The sequence below is a fragment of the Dyella sp. GSA-30 genome (genome assembly GCF_027924605.1).
GTDB lineage: Bacteria > Pseudomonadota > Gammaproteobacteria > Xanthomonadales > Rhodanobacteraceae > GSA-30.
In genome coordinates, this window is record NZ_AP027042.1 from 3,634,204 (window position 1) to 3,654,692 (window position 20,489).

Sequence of the window (20,489 nt, forward strand, 5' to 3'; positions counted from 1 at the left end):
TTGCGCTTGCCTACTCGTCCCATACTCGCCCCTGTAACAAGTTTTTCTTAAAAAACGATGCCAGCGAATGGCAAGCTGTGCACTTGGCATCCTTGCGGGCCTCACCAACCCTTCCAAATCTTTTCTGAGGCGGCACCAGTATATAACCCCGGAACCCGACATAGTCCGCCAACGATGGTGTAGCTATCCGGTTAAAGATGCCGCCGTCCGCTTAAATCGGCCATGACCGCTTCAGTGTGTTGTAGGACGGCCGGAGTGCCAGGCAGGTCATATACTTACACGGTTCTCGTTGTTCCACGGATTCGACACTAAAAGCCGTCAGGTATTTCAACCTGGAGTGAAAGAGACAGGGCCCCGCCTGGCTCAATTGTCCACCGACAAGGTCGCTATCTTTTTCGCTTACAGGAGCAGAGATGCCACCGTCGTTGCGCCATGTCCCTGAAAGCGTGGGCGCGGCGAAGGTCCGGCTTCGGCCGGCCAAGTTTGGGACACCCACTATTCGGCAGCGTTGTTGGCCTGCCCTGCTCCCAGGGACTGGAGCTGAGGCGGGATACTCATTATTCAATGGAATACATGAGTCCTGTTCGTCCTCCCTCCCCCAGTCCGATGGCGCTGAATCGCTCGCCGGTTCGTGCGGCTGGCAGCGCTTAGTGATCGAGATTGTGGGTGTCCAGAACTCATGCCGATTCAGCCAGTCCGACATTCGTGCGGCGAGCTAATCAACCGATTGCGAGGGCGTCCAGTGAGAGTTGATCTCACTGAAAGCCCTCCTATCGTCAAGAACCGTGCATCGCCACCCAGTCAGTAATCATTTTCAGGGCAATCGGCGACATGGTTTCCTCAATGCTGGCCGATTCCGCTGGCGTCCCGATGTTGGCCGTCTGAAACATGTGGTTGATGTTCGGGAGTTCGACAATCGTCGCACCTGGATTGTCCTTCAGAGCCGCCTTGATGGCAGGCAGATTGTCTTCGGGTGGTACGAAGAGATCGCGGCTGCCATCGAGGACAAGGACCGGCACCCGGAGGGCGCGAAGGGTCGGAATGGGATCGTAGTTGAAGGCCTGCCGCGCCCAGGGGCCGGTGACCTGATGGGCAAGCGTGTCCGCATTTTCGGGTCGGATGAGCTTATCGATAACTCCTTGCGCAATGTCCGCCTTGGCCACTGACAACGCTGCGGCGCTGCCGGTCGCGGTCGCAAGGTCGGCATAGAGCTTGTTGAAAAAAGCGCTTCGCTTTGCAATCTGCTCTTCGGGAACACCGGATGCCCTGGCAATCCGGGCGTCCTGTACATTCAAAAGTCGGCCGATGCGCATGCCCGGACCGGCCATAAGTACAGCGAATCGCGCTGCCGGATTGCGAACGGCGATCATGGGGGCGATGGCACCGCCCTCCGAGTGGCCGATAAGGCCGATATGCTTCGCCTCGATCTCAGGGCGCGACATAAGAAAGGTCATGGCCGCTTCGGCATCGGAGGCAAAGTCGGGGATCGTCGCCGTGACAAAGTCACCACCCGAACCACCAACACCTCGTTTGTCATAGCGCAACACGGCTATGCCGCGACGATTGAGAGCATCGGCGAGGACAACGAACAGTTTGTGGCCGAAACTGTTTTCGTCACGCGTTCCCGGCCCAGTCCCGCCGATCAGCACGACGGCCGGAAAGGGACCGGTACCGTCGGGCACGCTGAGCGTGCCGGCCAGCCTTATCCCCGCCGATGCGTTGTCGAAGGTGACCTCCTGTTGCCGGTAAGAGCGGGTGCCGGCGGCAATGGCTTCTTCCTGTGGACGCTTTGGAGGTGCGGCATCCGACGTCTGGCCAGTCATCCGGGTCAGGGATAGCGACATGATGACGCCCTGTGTCCACGTCCCGATCCAGCCCTTTTTGCCGGCGTCCCAGTGTCCCGTATAGGTGGCACTGATCTTTGGGATGGTGAAGCTCAAATGGTCGGCATCGGTTACGACATCATCGGCGGGCAGAACAACGCTTCCCTGATCGAGACTTTCAAGCGCCGCCTTGTAGTGGCCTGCCCCCTCTTTGGTTACGTGCACCACGATGTGGTACTGACCAGCCAGGAGGCCACCCCAATCACCTGCTGCGTCTTCGGCCGAAACCGCGCCGACCGTTAGAGCCAACAGCCCCCCGACGGCAAGCAGGTGTTTTGCCACCGATCGTTTCGTCCCATGCGTGTTCAAGGTCATACCCCTCTGCAAGAACGCCGGGTTGGCGTCAGAATGGTAGTCGAGGGCCAGACACGGGTCTTACAGCACGGGCTGCGATTTTTTTTATTGCCTGCCTTGTAAGAAGATTCCCGTTCAAGCGACTAAGGCCCCCAAAGGGATGGGATACCAACGCCGTGTTGAGCCTCGAAGAAATCGTCGATAAGCACGCCGGCATGGTCCGCCGCATTGCGACGGTCTATGAGCGCCATCCCGACCGGATCGACGATCTCGTGCAGGAAGTCTGGCTGGCGGTCTGGCAGGCGCTACCTCGCCTGGACAATCCGTCGATGCTCAAACCCTATATCGCCCGTATCACCCAGAACATTTGTGTCACCCATGTGCGTCGCGCACTCGTACGCAAGGACGAACCCCTGGGTGACGGCATTGCGGATATGTCCATGCCTGTCGACGAGGCCACCGATCACGCCAGGCAACTGGCGCGCCTGACCGAGGTGATACGTCAATTGCCAGAGCCTTTAAAGGCCGTCGCCGGCCTCTATCTCGAGGAGATACCGATCAAGGAGATCGCAACGATCCTCGGCATCAGTGAAAGCAACACGTCGGTGCGACTGCATCGCGCCAAAACTTTCATCCGGCTGAACTTCGGAGCCTGGACATGAGCGAACCATCGCAAACCGATCCTTTCGCCACGCTTTGGCAATCCGCGCCCAAACCGGACACCGGGCAGCTCCTGCGAGACCTGCAGCGGCTGCAGAAAGCGCAGCGGTGGCACAGCCGAATCCTCACTATCATTCTCTGTGGCATTGCATTGTTTTTTATTTTCGAGGAGGCCACCGGACGATCCGGTACCCACGGGCTCATCAGCGCGTTGTGGATCGCCTTCGTTGCCGGTGCGATCGGATATCAGCGCGTGCGCTGCCGCTCCGTGGATCCGCTCGATCTCGATACGGTCAGCCTTCTCAAGCGCATGGTCACCCGGGCAAAGCGGGGACTCTTCCAGGCGCGCTGTCTTTACCTGGGAACTCCCCTGGGTGCAGTGACGGGTGCAGCTCTGACGAGGGTTCTGGCACCAGGGGCGGCGCCGAGTGAGCATATGGCCCAATCCAATCTGACGCTGATGCAAACGATCGTCGGTCTGATAGCCCTGGTCGCCATGATCATCTCGGGACTCGTGCTGGCGCGCACCAGACAGCGCCAACTGCTGGAGCTCACCGGAAAACTGAAGTCACTGGAAGAAAGTCTGTAAGAAATCCCACGTAGCCGCGACTTTGGTTCCGACGGATCAAGATCAACACAGGTCGATCCGGCATCCACACTTGGAGGAACCCATGTCGAACGCACGCATCGCATCCATTCTTTTCGGTCTTGTCGCCGCCTGTGCTCTGATCGCCCTGGCCTGGTATCAGGCACATGGTGACCGCATGATTCTGTCGATATCCGGCGCTATCGCCATCGTAGTGATGGTGCTTGCGCTGATACGTTTCATACCTGCACTGATTCGCTGTATGTCCACCAAGGGGAGCTGCGCTGTACGCCACGACAGGATCAGGTGATGGGAATCCTGCAGCGTGCGAACGCCGATACCCAGCCCTTTATGTCCGCATTGGGTTGCGGCCGCCGTCGGAAGCGGACCTTTGTTTACGGCGGAAGATAGCTCCTTCTCTACCCCTGACAACTAGCCCTAATCACCCTACCCTGCTCTGCGCATCGCGTTTAGGACGCCTAGGAGAAACCAACCTCCGCAGAGTCCAGAAAGATGCGATCAAATTGGCGAGAAAATCGGCGCCGTAAATGTTAGAGAGAAATCACTCGTTGCGACATGTGCAGCTAGCACCCTTGCGCCCCACTCACGGGTGCGGGAGGATTATGTATTGTCACAAGCAGCACGTTCCAAGAAATTGCGACTGCATGTGAACTTACGCAACTATCGAGGTCGGATATGCACCGTCTCAATCGCTGGTTAATCGCGATATGCGCGTTCACACTGATTACGTTTGCATTTGAAACCGAAGCCTCAGCGAAAGGACGTGGCGATAAAACGGAAGGCAATACCCAAGTGATCGTTCCTGTAGAACTACCTGCGCAGGCGACGCCGAGCGTTGGTACCGACCAGTGGAACGTAACGGGTGAACTGTTCAATCCTTCGAGCGGCTTCTATGTGAACGTGGCGCAGAGACAGATCGGATCGAACAATCCTCCGTGCCCACATTGCGAACCCAACCTTGAGTTTCAGTACACGAAATCCGACGCCGCTCCATTGCCTGGTTCGCCAGTTAACCTCTATGGACGTGTCTCCTGGCATACGCTCGAGCCGCTGCAAGGTCGCTACGATTTCTCGACGATCGACCACGTGCTTGAACCGTGCGCATCTTCAACGCAAACGACACCATGCCTCAAGCGAGGCATGACATTCGGCTTTCGCGTGATGGCGTTCAATCCGCAACATAATCTCGATACGAACATCAGCACGGGCGCGGACGGTTACCCGATTTACAGCGATTCGCCGGCCTACCTGATGAAGGATGGCGCTGGCAAAGCCCACGGCTGGCTACTACCGCTCGACCCCAATGATCTCACGCAAGGTCACTATTTCATTCCTGATTGGAACGATCCGTTCGTTATCCAGCGTGTCACCGAGCTGATGAAGGCACTTGGGCATCGTTATGATGATGATCCTCGAATCGGCACTATCGATATCGGCCTCTATGGAAGCTGGGGGGAATGGCATACCGCGGGGTTGCCCGATACGTCCGACTACAAGTTTGGCAAGATTCCCTACGCCCCGACTGATGCCGGCTTCGACCTCAATCAGGCCGCTTATCTGACCAATAACGGTGTGATGGGTGCCTATGCGGTCGGTAGCGAAGCATCGAAAACGGCCATCATTTGGGCGCACGTTCATGCGTTCTCAAAGAAGCAACTGGTAATGTTGACCGACGACGCCGATAGTCTTTGCACCGCGATGCGCATACACGGCGACAATCTGCCCATCGGCCTGCGTCGCGACAGCCTGGGTTCCTATTCGGGTTGGAGCGCAGGGTTTCCGCTGCATTCGATCTGCACGGCGGCGGACGGACAAGACCTCGTCGCGGAACGCTGGAAGCTCGCGCCGTTTATTGCGGAGCCGTTCGGCAACGGCAGCTCACCCACCTTCCCATGCCAGACATTCGAGAGCGACCCCACAACGGGCCAGCTTGCGATTGTTGAACAAGTGTCGCAATACCATATCGCAGCCATTAAAAACGCGAGCTATTGCGCCGGGACCTGGTCGGCGCTGACGCAGGCGGAACAAGGGGCGGTGTGGACAGCCGGCCTCACGGCAGGGTCCCGTTATCTACCCGCAAAGATCACGTTATCCGCTGGTCAAATGGAACCGGGGCGTCGCGTGCTCTCCATGCAGACCGAGTGGAGCAACGCAGGCGCGACACCAACTTATGCGCATTGGCGGGTCGAGTTCCGGTTGCGCGCGGCGAGCACCGCACAGGCCACGCTTTGGAATCGACCATCGGTTTCCTTGGATTCCGAAGTTGATCTGCGCAAGGTGTTGCCGGGCAGCAACTACACGTTCGACGATTCGTTTAAGCTTCCCCCAGATACGCAGGCTGGAACGTATGAGCTCGACGTCCGGGTCGTTGATGAAAATCACTACCTGGAACCCATGCAGCTCGCGCTCGCTAGCCAAGCAGAAGACGGTTTTTATCAGCTAGGGACGGTGGAGATTCCTCCATCGAGATGAGTCGCTTGCCATGGAAATTCATTCTCGGCGGATTGCTCAGCTGGAGGGTAGTTGCCTGGAGTACCGTCCTATTTTCAACATATCCGAGCTTAGAGCTTAAGGGGACGGGGGTAATTAAGAAGATTTAATTACCCCCGTTCCAGATTTCTGGCCCAGATTTCTGGCCCGCCCTGAATAGTTCACAGGCCGCCAGCGGCTCCGGCGGCGCGACAATACTGGACTAGATCACCCGCTGGCGTCGGGCTAAAACGGCCCCTGCACCCAGAACAAGCAATATAGTGAGCGCCATTCCGCAACCAAATTCCGTCGTGATGTAAGGGGCGGTGCCCGTGCGTGCGGTCATGGCGTCGAGCACGCCCTGGACGAGGGTGTTGTGGGTGGCATGCAACAACACGCAGGGCCAGATGCTGCCCGATGCCATGCGCAGCCAGGTCATCAGGAACGCCATTCCGATGACCATCACAGTGAAACACGCCACGGCATACGCTGGTTGTGTGCCCGCGTTGTAGTCAGCGCCTAGCAAGACCGGGTAATGCCAAACCGCCCAGATTAGTCCGCTGATCAGGCTGGTCTTGACCAGGCCAAGGCGCTCATAGAGGCGAGGAACCAAGAAGCCTCGCCAGCCCAATTCCTCTCCCAGTGCCCAGGCCATGGTCCCGATCACGATGAAGATCATGGTGGATGGGATGCCAAAGAGTGCTGCGAAAGCGTTGGTGTGTTGGCTGATGTGAAAGGTGCTGGCGAAAGGAGCCGCGAACTGTCCCCATTGAAACGCATTTGGAACCATCATCCAGGTCAGCAGATAGACAGGGATGGCATACAGCCAGGCGAAGCCATAGCCCCATGCGGTGAAGACACGTTTGGGCCAGGCCCAACCTAGCGAGCGCACGTTGACCCCGCACATCAGGCACGTGACCAACGCAGCAGCGGCCGGACACCACATGACGATGCGGGACATCATCGGCGGTTCGGCCTTCAAATAGATCTCGAAGAGAGACACCGGTGTGGTGAACACCACGAGCCAAAACAAGAACCAGTAAATCTCACGCAGTCGATACGATGTATTCAAAGAAAGACGGCCTCAGACGCCTGGAATCGACGCCACATCGATTAGAAACAGTAACTCCGCCGAAGCCTGCGATCTCTGTAGCGAATGACCGCAGTTGGACCGATATGGTGACATGCCTCGGACGCCTCACGGCCATCCCGATGGGCTGAAGTCCGACGAGGTGATGGCGGCAACGCAAGGTCACCGCTTTGCCGTGCATCGAGCCAATTTGCTAAAGCGCCCCACTCTTGGATAGCGCACAAACAGCATGCCTGTGAGTGGCGATCTGATTCGACGCTGCCAATCTACTAGTAGGTAGCTAAATTGTCAACGCAAGGCGCGACGACCGCCTGGACTGTCGCGGCTTGCGATGCATCAGTGTTTGGGCACCAGTTCACCGATAACTTTGCCGGACCCATCGAGCATCTGAAGCGATGGCGTGCCGTCCGGCGCCACTTTCATCTCGATACGCGGGTGTCCTTGTGCGTCGCTGAGCGCCAGTGCCACGCTGTTGTCACCATTGCGTCCGAGTTTCATTCGCGTCGTCGGGCCGCCGTGTGCATCGAAGAAGGCCTTCATCTTGGCTTGTTGTTCCGCTTTCGGGAGGCTCTTGATGCTGTCCATCAATTGGACTTCCTCGAGAATCGAGTAGTCCGGATAGTCGTTGAATCGAATGGACGCGTTGCGGCTATTGCCGTCTTGTTCGGAACCCATGGCCAATGTTTGATCCTGCTCGTATGCATCGAAGGAGAGGTGGCCATACGAACGCTTGGTGCCTTCCTTGCTCTTTTCGCCACCGAATATCAGACCGCCGTTTTCCGAGCCCTCATCGTTGTAGAAGAGCATCCCGGCGACTTTTCGGTTCGGATGCGGGTATTCTCTGCCTTTGATGATAATGCCCGGCTCCTTGTCGGCATTGGAAATCACCAGCCGCAGCGTACCGTCGGGCTCGCGTACGTTGATGCGCTGGACGTCCAATTGTTCTAGCGACATTGAGCGCGGCGGTATCACAAATCCGCTCAGCACCGTTACAGCGAAGACGGCGGTCAGCACGCCGGAATAGATCATTAGGAAACGTTGTCCAACGGGCTTCATCGATCTTGCTCCTCGATTAGATAGATGGTTTCCAGGGCATAACGCTCGAAGTACCGAACACGAAATATGGATGGGTGCCCGAATGTAACGCTCCGAAGCCCTTGGCGATGGGATGAATCGCACTCTTCCTTTTAGTCGATCGCTCGCCGGCCATTGGAGCAGGTGATGAACTGGGTCCGCCTTAATCAGCGGACCATAGAGAGTCCGCATGGAGTGTTCGACGCCCGAACAAAGACTGGCCAAGGCATATTTCTAGCGCGCCGTCATACAACCCGAAGCTCTTGCGTGGCTTTCGCAATGTCTTTGGAAGGCGGCAGGCCAAACAGGCGCGCGTATTCCCGGCTGAACTGATTTGGGCTTTCGTAGCCAACGCCGAAGGCAATGGATGTCGCGCTTCCCTGACCGCTGATCAATTGTGACCGCGCATGCAGGAGCCTCACTCGTTTCTGATACTGAAGCGGGCTCAGTGCCGTTACTGCCTTGAAATGACGATGGAAGGCGGACACGCTCAAGGCTGCCATCTCGGCCAATGCTTCCACCTTGATCTGTTGCGCAAAGTTCCGACGGATCCAGTCGATTGCAACGCTGATGCGAGAGAGAGCTGTATCCGGTGATGCGATGTCTCGCAGCATCCAACCTAGCGGCCCCTGAAGCACCCGGAACAAGATCTCGCGCTCATAGACGGGAGATAGAACCGCAATCTCGTCCGGTCGTTCCATTAGCCTGAGCATTCGAATCCACGCGTCGAGAAGCTCCGCGGTAACCGGTGCGACCGAGAACCCCGACCCGAACAGAGCGTTGGATATCTGCTCCGGTAAGTCGCGGATAAGTCCCGCGACAATCGTGGGGTCAAGACTCAGGCTGACTGCCAGATACGGCTCGCCCGTCGTGGATGGATGGACCGACCCGACGGCTGGAAGATCCACGGACATGACGAAGTAGGTGGCAGGGTCATAGTGGAGGGTCCTGTTCCCGACCGTCATCTTTTTAGATCCCGTCAGGATTAGGTTGATCATCGGATCGTAAACGGCGGCGAGCTGGTGCTCCGGGATCTCGCCCTGAACCATGGCGACCCGGGGAATACCCGTCTCAGTACGCCTATTCTCGGCCTTAGAGGCAAGCGCCCTCAGATCTTGCAGTTGCTGTTCCATGATCCGACGCTGACAGAGGGGGCCTCGGCATGCAAGGCAGAAAGCAGAAATAGGCAAGCTTTAAGGAGAATTGGGTGAGTGCCGGGCGGTCGATGGTCGTAGCCTCATCTCACACTAGACACACACAGCAGAGACACATGAAGATCGTCATCGTGACCGGAAGTAGCCGAGGCATTGGAGCCAGCACCGCTCTCGAATGTGCCAAGCGCGGCATGGGTGTAGTTGTCACCTACAACGAGAATCCAGCGAAGGCCGAAGATGTCGTGAAGGCCATCACCGAGATTGGTGGAGCGGCTGTCGCTCTGAAGCTCGACGTCGGCAACTTCAGCTCATTTCCTGATTTTCGCGAGGCGGTTTCCACACAGCTTAGCGCCGTCTGGGGAAGAAAGACCTTTAATTTCCTGGTCAACAACGCTGGCTACGGGCTCTACGCTCCGATATCAACGGTCACCGAAGAGCAGTTCGACGGCCTGTTCAGCGTCCACCTCAAGGGTCCGTTCTTTCTGACGCAGACGCTCCTCCCGCTGATGGAAGACGGTGGACATATCGTCAACGTCACCAGCGCGACCAGCCGCGTCGCTACGGCGGGTGTTGCTCCCTACGCCTCCTTCAAGGGCGGCCTCGAAGTTCTGACACGCTACATGGCCAAGGAATTCGGTGCGCGCCAGATCAGGGCGAACTCCATCGCTCCGGGTGCCATCCGCACAGAACTGGGTGGCGGACTGAGCAATGAATTCGAAGCCATGCTTGCAGCTCAGACAGCGCTCGGGCGAGTCGGCGAATCCGAAGAGATCGGTGGCGTCATCTCGAGCCTGCTCTCCGAGGAAAACCGCTGGATCAACGCCCAGAACATTGAAGTGGCGGGTGGCTACATCATCTGAATAACGAAGGAGCACGCATCATGCTCGACCACGTCTTCATATCGGTCAGCGACATAGATCGCTCGATTGCCTTCTACGAGAAGGCGCTTGAACCGCTCGGCATCGTCCATGCGGTCGACTACGACGGCAAGAACGGCCCTCCTGGCCATCCTGATCTCAAGGGTTTTGGCGCGAACGGTCGCGTGTTCTTCTGGCTGCGGGAAGGTGTGGTCGAAGGCCGCGCCGCTCATGTCGGCTTCGTCGCTGACGACAGAAGCGAAGTCGATGCCGCCTTCGCTGCGGCCATGGCGGCAGGCGCGTCAGAAGTTCATCCGCCGGGACCACAGCTTCACTATGACCCTCGCTATTACGCGGCGCAGGTCCGCGATCCCGACGGATACAGCCTCGAGTTCACCTACAAGAGTTGGCAGCACTGATATGACGAAACTGATGATTTATGGCGCGGGTGGTTACACCGGCCGCATGGCTTCTGCTAACGCCAAAGCGCACGGACTTGAGTTCGTCATCGCCGGCAGGGTGCAGGACGAAACCAAGCTCAAATCTCTTGCCGAAGAGCTAGGCGTGGAATACCGACTGTTCGCGGTCGATGATCGCACTACCACGGTGAATTCGCTGGTTGATATCGGCGTGTTACTCAACTGCGCCGGCCCCTTCATGCGGACCGCCGAGCCGCTGATGCGCGCGTGTCTCGCCGCAGCGGTTCATTATCTCGACATTGCGGCCGAGATAGACGGCTACCGACTCGCCGAGACCTTGGATCAGGAGGCGCAGGCTGCAGGTGTGATGCTGCTGCCTGGTAGTGGCGGCAGCGTGGCAATGCTTGGATCGCTGGCCGGGCACGCGGCGAAACGCGTTACGAGGCCCGCCAAGCTAAGCATCGCGTTGCACGTCGCTGGCGGTTTCTCACGAGGGTCGGCAGTGAGCGCGGCCGAGAATTTGGCGACAGAAACGCTCCACCGTGTCGACGGTGTGCTGGTCAGTCGCAGTGCCGAGGAGGTGCGCGCGTTCGACTTCGGCAATGGGCCGGCAACATCCTTCCCGGTGACGCTGCCAGATCTCATCACGATCTGGCGTGCCACGAACATCCCCAACATCGAGACTTTCGTGCATGTCTCGGAGGGCGCCTTTCCCGAAGGCGATCTTGCTGCAATGCCCGATGGCCCCACTCTCGAACAACGCGAAGCCAACCGCTACCGTGCGGCCGTCGAAATCACGGACAAGGATGGCGCCGTCGCTCGCTCAATTCTCGACACCGTGAACGGTTACACCTTTACGACCATCGCGGCGGTCGAAGCTGCGCGGCGTGTCGTAGGCGGCGAGGTTCGGCCAGGTTTCCAAACCCCGGCCATACTGTTCGGCGACCGCTTCGCCGAGACGATTGCCGACACCACCATCGTCGATGTGTAAGGAGCAGCCGATGCAGAAGGTCGTCGATACATTTATCCAGACTGCCAATGCTTTTGACGTTGAGGGCGCTTTAGCACTATTCACGCCTGATGCGGTCATCGACGACGTTTCGGTTGGCGACGGCTTTGTCGGCACCGAGGGTATTCGCTTTTACCTCGAGCAGTTCTTCGTTGGTTATAACACCGTCAGCAAGCTTCTGTCGCTCGATAAACGGGACAGCTTCAATGCGACTGCCCGCCTTGATTTCAGAGGCGATTTCGGCCGCGAGATCGGGATTCTCAAGATTACGGTCGATTCAGGCGGCCTGATCGAACGCATCGACGCAGATCTCGAATAGCTGCACCGTAGTCGGCGGCTCCTTCGGCGGGGTGTGCGGTGTTTTGCTGTCCCCGAAGAAGCGCCGATTTGTCGCCTCGGCCATCAACATGATGAAGGCGAGGCCTAGGCGTCAAAGGCGGAGCGGTAATCGCGCACGAACTGCGCCAGGGAGCCTGGCTTGCGCCGCAGAATCCGCGCGACCGTGGCACTCGACTGGTCGCCCGGAACCTCGGCGTCGGCCGCCGCGACGCCGAACGCCTCGACCAGCCAGCCCGGCAGCCCGAACTTCTTCAGGTTCTCGATGAAGTCCGGCGCCGACACGTCGAGGTATTTGACCGGTCGGCCGAGCACCTCGGAAAAAACTAACGCCTGGGCGTGGCCGTCCAGTAGTTCCGGGCCATTGAGGTCATAGGTCTGGCCGCTATGTCCCGGCTCGGTGAGAGCAGCGACGGCGACTGCGGCAACGTCACGGGCATCGAGCAAAGCGATTTTCTTGGCGGCAGGCCCCATTGTGAAAGCTCCCTGCTTGATCGGGTCCGCGCTGCCAAAGAGGTTCTGCATGAAGAAGTTTCCGCGCAGGATCGTATAGGGAATGCCACTGTTCTTGATCTGGCGCTCGGCTTCCGTGTTCCACACGCCGAAGCCGACAGTGTGGTGCTCTGCGATTTTGCCGGACAGTTTAACGACGCGGCCGACGCCGACCTTTCTGGCCTCGGCAAGAAGCCGCTCTTCCTGCCGGGCCGCGTAGGGCGAGCCCGGTGTGACGAGGAAGAGCGTGTCGATCCCCTTGAACGCGGCGGCGATGGTCTCCGGATTCTCAAAGTCGAGGACTACGCCCTCGATGCCGCGTGGTTGAGGCGCGGCTGCCTTGTCTTGGCTGTGGAATCCGGCGCGCGCCGCCACGCCTTTGTCAGAAAGCTGCTTGGCGACATGCTGGCCAACTTTGCCGCCCGCGGCCGTAATCAGGATGTGGGGAGTTTCGTTTGTCATGATCGTGTTCTTTTGCCTTTTGGGGGTCGTTGAAAATTGCCTTGCTTCGAATGCCGGCGTTATTTGCCGGCGGCGAGCACCGACTTGCGGAGCACGTAGGGCACCGAGTTCGAGCTGCCAGCGACCTTTACGGTCTCGGCCATGAGCGTTTTGATCTTGGCGTTTTCGCGCGCGGCCATGACCGCTTCGCGGCTTTCCCACTGGCCGTAATTGACGATCTGCGTGCGATCGAGGCTCAGATGGAAGTTAAAGGACAGGAAGCCCGGCACATGGCAAACGGTCTCCTCCGCGGAATGCACAAGATAGGTCAGCACCTCCTCGGCGCGCTCGGGGGTGACTGTGTAGGTGTTGATCGTTGTGAGGTGGCCGGAGTTGGGGTCGATAGTCGTGAGGCCTGTTTTGGGGGCTGCGGTGCTGGTGTTGTTTTTCATGTGGTACCTCCTAATTAACTTAACTATACGTTTCGTAAATATAGAAGTCAAAACTTTCCTTTACGTCCTGTTCTGATAAAGTGCAGCAATGAAAACAAATCGGCCTGCGCGAACCCGGTTGGGTCGCCCGCCTGGCGCCGCGGCGGAGTCACATGCGGCGATCATGGACGCCGTTTTTGCGCTGCTGCAGGAGGGTCCAGCCAAGGACCTGACAATGGAGGCGGTAGCTAAGAGAGCCGGTGTCGGTAAGCCCACGCTCTATAAGTGGTGGCCTTCAAAGGCTGCGCTCATCATGGCCATGTTCCATGAGCGGATTGCCGTCGCGGTGAAGGCTCCCGCGTCCGCCGCGACGGCGGAAGATGCGCTTCGGACCACGATGCGCCGCTTGATAACGGGGCTCAACGGCCTCTTTGGAAAGGTTCTGGCCGATCTGATCGCGGAGGGCCAGGGCGACCCTGCCCTTCTGCGGGATCTGTTTGAAGATCACATCAAGGCTCGGCAGGTGGCCGATATCGCCGAGATCGAGCGCGCACAAGCGACAGGCGAGTTTACGGCCGCAGTCAATCCGACTCACCTGATCGACATGCTTTTCGGCTCGCTGATTTACAGGCGTCTGCTGGGCCTGCCTCTGACTCAACAATACGGGACCGCGCTGATCGACGCGGCCCTGCGAGGCGCCTGGCCTCGCGGCTGAGCGGGTCGTCAGCTGGCGCGCAACTACTGCTTCGCGCCCAATGTGAGGAACGGTGCGTCGCGATATCAATGGGGATAGACTCGATAACGATCACTTCCAGATATCCCGTCCTAAGTTCGGAAGCTAAATGCGCTTCGGTATGGCCTCCGCGAAAAAATCGGTAACTCGTCGCACGCGTGCCGGTACAAACCGGCGTCTTGGCCAGATGAGGCTTATGTCTCGGGTGTCGCCCATAAATTCATCGAGAACGGTGATGATGTCTGGATGCCGGAGATCATCGGCAAGAGAGAGCTTGGCAAACCGGCCGATTCCCACGCCAGCAAGAACACCAGCACGGATCGTTTCGACACTGTTGGACGTGAGATTCCCGCGGACGGGCACGCTAAATTGACCTTCTGGTCCTATAAAAGACCATTGCGCCGACTCCGCCAAGCCGCGATAGAGAAGGCAATTGTGATCGACGAGCTCGGCGGGGGTCTTTGGCATTCCGTGCCGCTCGAAGTAGCGACGAGAACCGACGCATACGAGCGGCGTATTGGCCACGCGCCTGGCGATCGCGTCAGGATCGTTGATGGCCCCTACCCTGATCGCCAGATCAATTCCATCTTCCACCATGTCTCGCACGAAGTCCGAAAGAACGAGATCGACCTGAAGGCCGGGGTTGAGCGATAACAGGTCGGGGATAAGCGGCAAGATATGAAGACGGCCGAAAGTACCCGATGCAGCGATCCTGATCAGACCGGAGACATTACCCGTGCTGCTGGTCATTTCGTTGTCAGCGTCATCCATCTCGTCAAGCAACGGCTTTGCCCGGTCGTAGTATCTCTGCCCTTGATCCGTCAGGGTCACGCTGCGCGTACTTCGGTTAAATAACGCCACCCCGAGGCGTTTCTCGAGCGCGCCGATAGCCTTGCTGATGGTCGATTGTGAGTCGCCGGTTCGACGCGCGGCGGCGGTAAAACCGCCTGCTTCAACCACGGCGATGAAGGCGTTTAGTTCGTGGAATCGATCCATACTAATTCCCCCTTGGAATTAATATTATGGAAATTCAGGTCATTATCAGTGGTTCTGACATCACCCACAATCCAGTTTTCTCCACATGTGAAGGACTGGTGTCATGCATATCGATCTCACTGGCCGCAAGGCCGTCGTTACCGGATCAACGGCGGGTATTGGCCGAGCCATTGCAGAGGGGTTGGGGCGCGCCGGCGCCGCGGTGGTGATCAACGGCCGCACAGAGAAGCGCGTCTCCGCGGCGCTTCGGGAGCTTCGCGAACTCTTGCCAAAGACGGAATTTACCGGCGTCATCGCAGATCTTGCGACGCCGGAAGGCGCAGCGGAATTGTTCGCTCAGGTGCCGGATGCGGACATTCTCGTCAACAATGTGGGTACTGGCCGTCCGAAGTCCTTCTTCGATATTGAGGACAGCGAGTGGATCGATCTCTTCGAACTTAACGTCATGAGCGGCATTCGCGCCTCCCGCCACTATGTGCCGAACATGACGAAGCGCGGCTGGGGGCGCGTCGTCTTCATCAGCAGCGAGTCCGCGCTTGCCATCCCTGCGGACATGATCGACTACGCCACGACCAAGACCGCTCAGCTCGCCATTGCGAGGGGCTTGGCTGAGGTGGTCGGCGGAACGGGCGTCACCGTTAATTCGGTTCTCCCTGGTCCGACGAATTCGGAGATCATGGGTGGTTGGGCACAGGCGAACGCCGATGCGCAAGGCATTACACGTGAGGAAGCCGAGCAGCAGTTCCTGAAAACGCATCGCCCGACCACGCTCCTCAATCGCTTCGCGACAACCGAAGAAGTCGCCAATCTGGTCGTCTATGTCTGCTCGGAGCAGGCATCGGCGACAACAGGTACTTCCTTGCGTGTCGACGGCGGCGTCGTTCGGACAATTGCATAGGGCGTAAAAAGGGGTCTGCAATATGGCCAGAGCGCCCCACCAGGCATTCGCTGCGTACACTTTGGACTGAGGCACCTGGCATGTCGAAACCTGTCTTCCCTGCTATCTTCGCCAGGTGAAACCGACGGAAGCGTCCGCAAAATGGCTCACGACTACTGGATAGGTTGCCCATGAGTGTCACCAGTCCCGCTGATCGTGATGAGCTGAACAAGCTGTTGCAGCAGGTCGGCCGCAGCGATCAGAAGGCGTTTGCCGAGCTCTACAAGCGCACCTCGTCCAAACTCTTCGGTGTGTGCCTGCGCATGTTGCACGACCGTGGCGAAGCTGAAGAGGTCTTGCAGGAAACCTTCACCACGGTGTGGCGTCGTGCCGCCAGCTTCGACTCGGCGAAGGCCAGCGCGATCACCTGGCTGGTCACGCTGTCACGTAACAAGGCGATCGACCGGCTGCGCCAGTCTCGGGAGGAGTTGCTGGATGACCCGTCGAAACTGGACGAGGCTGTCGACGAGCAGCCCACGCCGGCGGCCGGCGCGGAAACCAGCCAGGAATATCAGCGGCTGCAACGGTGTCTGGATGAGCTGGAGCCGCAGCAGCAGAATTCGGTGCGTGAAGCCTTTTTCACCGGAGCTACGTATAACGAATTGGCGGCGCGCTGCAAGGTGCCGCTGGGAACCATGAAAAGCTGGATCCGCCGCAGCCTGATGCAACTCCGCACGTGCCTGGATCAATGAATACGCCCCTCGAAGACGGCAACAACCTGCGTTACGCCGAGTACGTGCTTGGCGTGCTCGACGCCGATGCGCGCGCTGACGTGGCACGTGAGGTTCTGGATTCGGGCGAGGCTGCGACCGCGGTAGCCTTGTGGCAGCGTCGCCTGATGCCTCTGGCCGACACGATCGGTGACGTTGCACCGCCCGCTTATGTGTGGGCGCGAATTCACGACGCACTGCAACTGGAGACGCCGGCGCCGATCACGCCACGCAAGGGCCTGTGGGACAATCTGCAGTGGTGGCGCTGGCTCGGCATCGGCGCCAGTGCGGTGGCCGTGGCATTGCTCGTCGTGGTCTCCTTGCCACGATTTGCGCCGCCCCCTGCCGTGGTCAACGCCGGCTATATGGCGTCAACCATCCAGCAGGACAACGGCTCCACCGGTTGGACCGCCACGATGGATCTGCAGCACGCCCGCATGGTGGTGGTGCCCGCGACGCCAGTGGCCTTCGAGCAAGGGCGTGCGCCCGAGCTTTGGCTGATCCCAGCGGGTGGCAAGCCCATCTCGGTAGGCATGATCGAGCGCGACAAGCCCACGACGCTGGCACTCGATCCGACGCTGCTGGCCCAACTGGGCCCAACGGCCATCCTTGCCGTGTCCGTTGAGCCGATCGGTGGCTCGCCAACAGGTCAACCCACCGGTGCGGTGATCGGCAAGGGTGCGATCGGAGCCGCGCCCAGCGCTGGCGGCAAGGTCGCCGCAACCGGCAACGGCCAGGCGGATCACACGCGGGTTTGATCGATCCCATTCCGGGCCGTGCATCCGCACTGCCATCAGGTCCGTATCTGTCTATGACACGCAGACAGGTACGGCCCCATGACACGTTCCAGATCGCCCCTGATATCGCCTCCCGTCGGGATAGAGCCGTCGGCTGAACGCCGCTCCTGGCTGATTCGCACGATACGTCGCTGGTTCGATACCGGCGTGACGGTCGAGGTGGACGACAGTCGCGAGGATCGCATCGACTGGCTGCGCGCCGCACCCTTCGTAGCAATGCATCTGGCCTGCCTGGGTGTGATCTGGGTGGGGGTTTCGCCCTTCGCTCTGCTCGTGGCCGGTTCGCTGTATGTCGTGCGCATGTTCGCGCTGACTGCGTTCTATCACCGCTATTTCTCGCATCGTACGTTCCAGACCTCGCGCAAGGTGCAGTTCGTGTTTGCGCTGATCGGCGCGGCCTGCGTACAGCGTGGGCCGCTGTGGTGGGCGGCGCATCATCGTCACCATCATCGCGTGACCGATACGACGGCCGATCCGCACTCGCCGAACGTTCACGGCTTTCTGTGGAGTCATGTCGGCTGGTTTCTGACGCCGCGCAACTTTCGCACCGACTTGTCGCGCGTGCCAGACCTGGCGGCATACCCGGAGCTGTGCTGGCTCGATCGCTACGACATCGCCATTCCGGTGGTGTTGGCGGTCATTCTGTATGTGCTCGGGGTGCTTTTGCATCACATCGCGCCATCGCTGGGCACCAGCGGCGGGCAGTTGCTGATCTGGGGCTTTTTTGTCTCCACCACCCTGCTCTTCCATGCCACCGTGACGATCAACTCGTTGGCGCATCGCTTCGGCAAGCGCCGCTTCGACACGAAGGACGATAGCCGCAACAACCTCTGGTTGGCGCTGCTCACATTCGGCGAAGGCTGGCACAACAACCACCACTTCTTCCCCGGCTCCAGCCGACAGGGTTTTCGCTGGTGGGAGGTGGATGTCACCTGGTACGGATTGAAGCTGATGTCGGCGCTAGGCCTGGTGCGCGGGTTGAAGCCGGTACCTGCCTGGGTACTGACCCGGGCACGGAACTGAGCCATGCGCATCGCTGTAATAGGGTCGGGTATCTCGGGGCTGGCATCGTCCTGGCTGCTGTCATCCCAGCATGACGTCACGTTATTCGAGGCCGGCAACTACCTCGGCGGCCACACGCATACTCATGACGTGGCCCAGCAAGGTCGCCGCTATCGAATCGACAGCGGTTTCATCGTGCACAACCCGAGCCATTATCCGCTGCTCACTCGCATGTTTGATCAACTCGGCGTGGCATCAAAACCCACCACCATGAGTTTTTCGGTGCATAGCGAAGCCAGCGGGCTCGAATACAACGCGACCACGCTCGATACGCTGTTCTGCCAGCGACGCAATCTGTGCTCGCCGCGTTTCATCGGCATGGTGCGCGATTTGATGCGGTTCTATCGCGAGGCTACCGCTCTGCTCGACCTGCCCGGAGAAGGCCCTACCCTGGGCGACTATCTCCTGGAACACGGCTACGGCGCCGCTTTTCGCGACGAGCACCTGGTGCCGATGGCGTCGGCGCTATGGTCGTCACCGGCCACGCAAATCCTCGGTTTTCCGGCGCGTTATCTGGTGCAGTTCATGGCCAACCACCAGATGCTGCAGATCAACGACCGTCCGCAGTGGCGCGTGGTGAGCGGTGGCTCGTCCAGCTATGTGCACGCACTGCGCGAGCGTTGGTCGGTGCGCGAACGCCTGCAGTGCGCCGTTCGCTCGATTCGCCGGCTCGCCACGGGTGTCGAGATTACCAGCCCCGCCGGCGTCGAACATTTCGACCACGTCGTACTGGCTTGCCACAGCGATCAGGCATTGGCCTTGCTCGTTGACGCCGATGAACGCGAGGCAGCCATTCTCGCCGCGATGCCGTATCAGGCCAACGACACTGTGCTGCATACCGATGCCAGCGTGCTGCCGAAGCGACGCAAGGCGTGGGCGGCATGGAACGCGTGGTTGCCGCGCGACGCCAACGAGGCATGCACGGTCAGCTACTGCATGAACCTGCTGCAGGGCATCGAGTCGCCGGAGCCTTTTGTGGTGACGCTCAATCGCAGCGCCGCGATCGATCCAGACAAGATCCTTGCCCGCATGCAGTATCACCATCCGGTCTACAACCACGCGGCCGTACTGGCCCAGGCGCGCAAACCCGAGATCCAAGGCCGTCGCCGCACATGGTTCGCTGGTGCTTACTGGGGCTGGGGTTTTCATGAGGACGGCATGCGCAGCGCCGTCGAGGTCGCGGCGACGCTGGGCGTGAGATGGTCGCCAGACGCGGCGCCTCCCCCGGTTGCCGAATCACGTGCAAAGAGGGTTCCCGCATGAATGCCCAAGCGTGCAGCCCGCTGGCAAGCGCCGTGTACGAAGGCGTGGTGCGCCATCGCCGACTGGCGCCGCGCCCTCATGCTTTTGAATACCGGATGGCCCAGCTCTACCTGGACCTGGACGAAGTCGATCAGGTGTTCACGCACCGCTGGTTGTGGTCGAACGAACGCAGCAATCTCGCGCAGTTTCGGCGCAAGGACTATCTCGGCCCGGCCGAGCTGCCATTGGCCGAGGCCGTGCGCCAACGCGTCGAGCTAGCCACCGGCCATCGTCCAGTAGGGCCGATTCGTCTATTGACGCATCTGCGTTATGGCGGACTGGTGTTCAACCCCGTCAGCTTCTACTACTGCTACGCCGACGATGGGGTGACCCTGGTCTGTATCGTGGCGGAGATCACCAACACGCCCTGGAAAGAGCGTCACGCCTATGTGCTGCCCATCGAGACCGCACAAGCGCGGGGGGCGGCGCTGCACTGGGCCTTTCCCAAGACCTTTCATGTGTCGCCATTCATGCCGATGGCGCGCCAGTACGACTGGAGCTTTACCGTGCCGAACGACCACCTGCGCGTGCACATGGACGTGCTGCGCGATGGTGAGCGCGAGTTTGACGCCACCCTCGTCCTGCAACGCAAACCCTTGAACGGCGCATCGCTCGCCCGCGTGCTTTGGCGCTACCCGCTCATGACGGCACAGGTCGTCGGCGCCATTCACTGGCAAGCGCTGCGGCTATGGCTCAAGCGCAACCCTGTCCACGATCACCCCGCCCTTTCCTGATA

The 20,489-nt window shown here is 59.5% G+C and carries 22 protein-coding genes; 15 read left to right on the forward strand and 7 right to left on the reverse strand.

What is annotated here, in order from left to right:
• Positions 1-776: 776 nt before the first annotated feature.
• Positions 777-2,198, reverse strand: coding sequence for an alpha/beta hydrolase family protein (locus tag QMG46_RS15580; RefSeq protein ID WP_281848748.1), 1,422 nt, complete (start codon positions 2,196-2,198; stop codon positions 777-779).
• 155 nt (positions 2,199-2,353) lie between these two features.
• On the opposite strand from QMG46_RS15580, the gene QMG46_RS15585 reads away from it, so the two are divergent.
• The 4 genes from QMG46_RS15585 (at position 2,354) to QMG46_RS15600 (ending at position 5,916) form a co-directional block, all read left to right on the forward strand.
• Positions 2,354-2,839, forward strand: coding sequence for an RNA polymerase sigma factor (locus QMG46_RS15585; protein WP_281848749.1), 486 nt, complete (start codon positions 2,354-2,356; stop codon positions 2,837-2,839).
• Entirely contained in the window at positions 2,836-3,426 is a 591-nt protein-coding gene (locus tag QMG46_RS15590) for a hypothetical protein (protein WP_281848750.1), read from the forward strand. The genes QMG46_RS15585 and QMG46_RS15590 overlap by 4 nt, the downstream gene beginning before the upstream one ends.
• Positions 3,427-3,508: 82 nt before the next feature.
• A complete protein-coding gene (locus tag QMG46_RS15595; RefSeq protein ID WP_281848751.1) occupies positions 3,509-3,733 on the forward strand; it encodes a hypothetical protein in 225 nt (74 codons plus the stop codon).
• A 386-nt stretch (positions 3,734-4,119) separates the two neighbouring features.
• A complete protein-coding gene (locus tag QMG46_RS15600) occupies positions 4,120-5,916 on the forward strand; it encodes a DUF4832 domain-containing protein (RefSeq protein WP_281848752.1) in 1,797 nt (598 codons plus the stop codon).
• 220 nt (positions 5,917-6,136) lie between these two features.
• Here the strand turns inward: QMG46_RS15600 and QMG46_RS15605 are convergent, their stop codons facing one another.
• From QMG46_RS15605 to QMG46_RS15615, 3 genes are all read right to left on the reverse strand, one after another.
• Positions 6,137-6,985 (reverse strand): CPBP family intramembrane glutamic endopeptidase, encoded by an 849-nt coding sequence (locus tag QMG46_RS15605; RefSeq protein WP_281848753.1) that lies wholly within the window; start codon positions 6,983-6,985, stop codon positions 6,137-6,139.
• A gap of 354 nt (positions 6,986-7,339) precedes the next feature.
• Positions 7,340-8,059 (reverse strand): hypothetical protein, encoded by a 720-nt coding sequence (locus QMG46_RS15610; protein ID WP_281848754.1) that lies wholly within the window; start codon positions 8,057-8,059, stop codon positions 7,340-7,342.
• A 263-nt stretch (positions 8,060-8,322) separates the two neighbouring features.
• Entirely contained in the window at positions 8,323-9,210 is an 888-nt protein-coding gene (locus tag QMG46_RS15615) for an AraC family transcriptional regulator (RefSeq protein ID WP_281848755.1), read from the reverse strand.
• Positions 9,211-9,347: 137 nt separating this feature from the next.
• On the opposite strand from QMG46_RS15615, the gene QMG46_RS15620 reads away from it, so the two are divergent.
• Genes QMG46_RS15620 through QMG46_RS15635 form a run of 4 tightly spaced genes read left to right on the forward strand, consistent with a single transcriptional unit; the run spans position 9,348 to position 11,835 of the window.
• The gene (locus tag QMG46_RS15620; protein WP_281848757.1) at positions 9,348-10,091 is read left to right on the forward strand and encodes an SDR family NAD(P)-dependent oxidoreductase; all 744 of its coding nucleotides are present in this window, start codon (positions 9,348-9,350) and stop codon (positions 10,089-10,091) included.
• A gap of 20 nt (positions 10,092-10,111) precedes the next feature.
• The gene (locus QMG46_RS15625) at positions 10,112-10,507 is read left to right on the forward strand and encodes a VOC family protein (protein WP_281848758.1); all 396 of its coding nucleotides are present in this window, start codon (positions 10,112-10,114) and stop codon (positions 10,505-10,507) included.
• Between the two features lies 1 nt (position 10,508).
• Positions 10,509-11,498 carry a saccharopine dehydrogenase family protein gene (locus tag QMG46_RS15630; protein ID WP_281848759.1) on the forward strand — a complete coding sequence of 330 codons (990 nt, stop codon included), beginning with the start codon at positions 10,509-10,511 and terminating at the stop codon, positions 11,496-11,498.
• Between the two features lie 10 nt (positions 11,499-11,508).
• Positions 11,509-11,835 (forward strand): nuclear transport factor 2 family protein, encoded by a 327-nt coding sequence (locus QMG46_RS15635; RefSeq protein ID WP_281848760.1) that lies wholly within the window; start codon positions 11,509-11,511, stop codon positions 11,833-11,835.
• A 104-nt stretch (positions 11,836-11,939) separates the two neighbouring features.
• Here QMG46_RS15635 and QMG46_RS15640 read toward each other — a convergent pair whose 3' ends face one another.
• Both QMG46_RS15640 and QMG46_RS15645 read right to left on the reverse strand, forming a co-directional pair.
• Positions 11,940-12,806, reverse strand: a complete 867-nt coding sequence (locus QMG46_RS15640) for an NAD(P)H-binding protein (protein ID WP_281848761.1) — start codon at positions 12,804-12,806, stop codon at positions 11,940-11,942.
• A gap of 59 nt (positions 12,807-12,865) precedes the next feature.
• Complete coding sequence (locus QMG46_RS15645) at positions 12,866-13,237, reverse strand: antibiotic biosynthesis monooxygenase family protein (RefSeq protein WP_281848762.1); 372 nt, start codon at positions 13,235-13,237, stop codon at positions 12,866-12,868.
• 163 nt (positions 13,238-13,400) lie between these two features.
• On the opposite strand from QMG46_RS15645, the gene QMG46_RS15650 reads away from it, so the two are divergent.
• Positions 13,401-13,931, forward strand: a complete 531-nt coding sequence (locus QMG46_RS15650; RefSeq protein ID WP_281848763.1) for a TetR/AcrR family transcriptional regulator — start codon at positions 13,401-13,403, stop codon at positions 13,929-13,931.
• A 123-nt stretch (positions 13,932-14,054) separates the two neighbouring features.
• On the opposite strand, the gene QMG46_RS15655 is transcribed toward QMG46_RS15650, so the two are convergent.
• A complete protein-coding gene (locus QMG46_RS15655) occupies positions 14,055-14,945 on the reverse strand; it encodes a LysR family transcriptional regulator (RefSeq protein ID WP_281848764.1) in 891 nt (296 codons plus the stop codon).
• Positions 14,946-15,048: 103 nt separating this feature from the next.
• On the opposite strand from QMG46_RS15655, the gene QMG46_RS15660 reads away from it, so the two are divergent.
• From QMG46_RS15660 to QMG46_RS15685, 6 genes are all read left to right on the forward strand, one after another.
• Positions 15,049-15,843 carry an SDR family NAD(P)-dependent oxidoreductase gene (locus QMG46_RS15660; RefSeq protein WP_281848766.1) on the forward strand — a complete coding sequence of 265 codons (795 nt, stop codon included), beginning with the start codon at positions 15,049-15,051 and terminating at the stop codon, positions 15,841-15,843.
• 170 nt (positions 15,844-16,013) lie between these two features.
• On the forward strand, positions 16,014-16,574 hold the full coding sequence (locus QMG46_RS15665; protein ID WP_281848767.1) for a sigma-70 family RNA polymerase sigma factor: 561 nt from the start codon (positions 16,014-16,016) through the stop codon (positions 16,572-16,574).
• The gene (locus QMG46_RS15670; RefSeq protein ID WP_281848768.1) at positions 16,571-17,350 is read left to right on the forward strand and encodes an anti-sigma factor; all 780 of its coding nucleotides are present in this window, start codon (positions 16,571-16,573) and stop codon (positions 17,348-17,350) included. The genes QMG46_RS15665 and QMG46_RS15670 overlap by 4 nt, the downstream gene beginning before the upstream one ends.
• A gap of 78 nt (positions 17,351-17,428) precedes the next feature.
• Entirely contained in the window at positions 17,429-18,412 is a 984-nt protein-coding gene (locus QMG46_RS15675) for an acyl-CoA desaturase (protein ID WP_281848769.1), read from the forward strand.
• A gap of 3 nt (positions 18,413-18,415) precedes the next feature.
• A complete protein-coding gene (locus tag QMG46_RS15680; protein ID WP_281848770.1) occupies positions 18,416-19,714 on the forward strand; it encodes an NAD(P)/FAD-dependent oxidoreductase in 1,299 nt (432 codons plus the stop codon).
• Complete coding sequence (locus QMG46_RS15685; protein ID WP_281848771.1) at positions 19,711-20,487, forward strand: DUF1365 domain-containing protein; 777 nt, start codon at positions 19,711-19,713, stop codon at positions 20,485-20,487. The genes QMG46_RS15680 and QMG46_RS15685 overlap by 4 nt, the downstream gene beginning before the upstream one ends.
• The last annotated feature ends 2 nt before the right edge of the window (positions 20,488-20,489 follow it).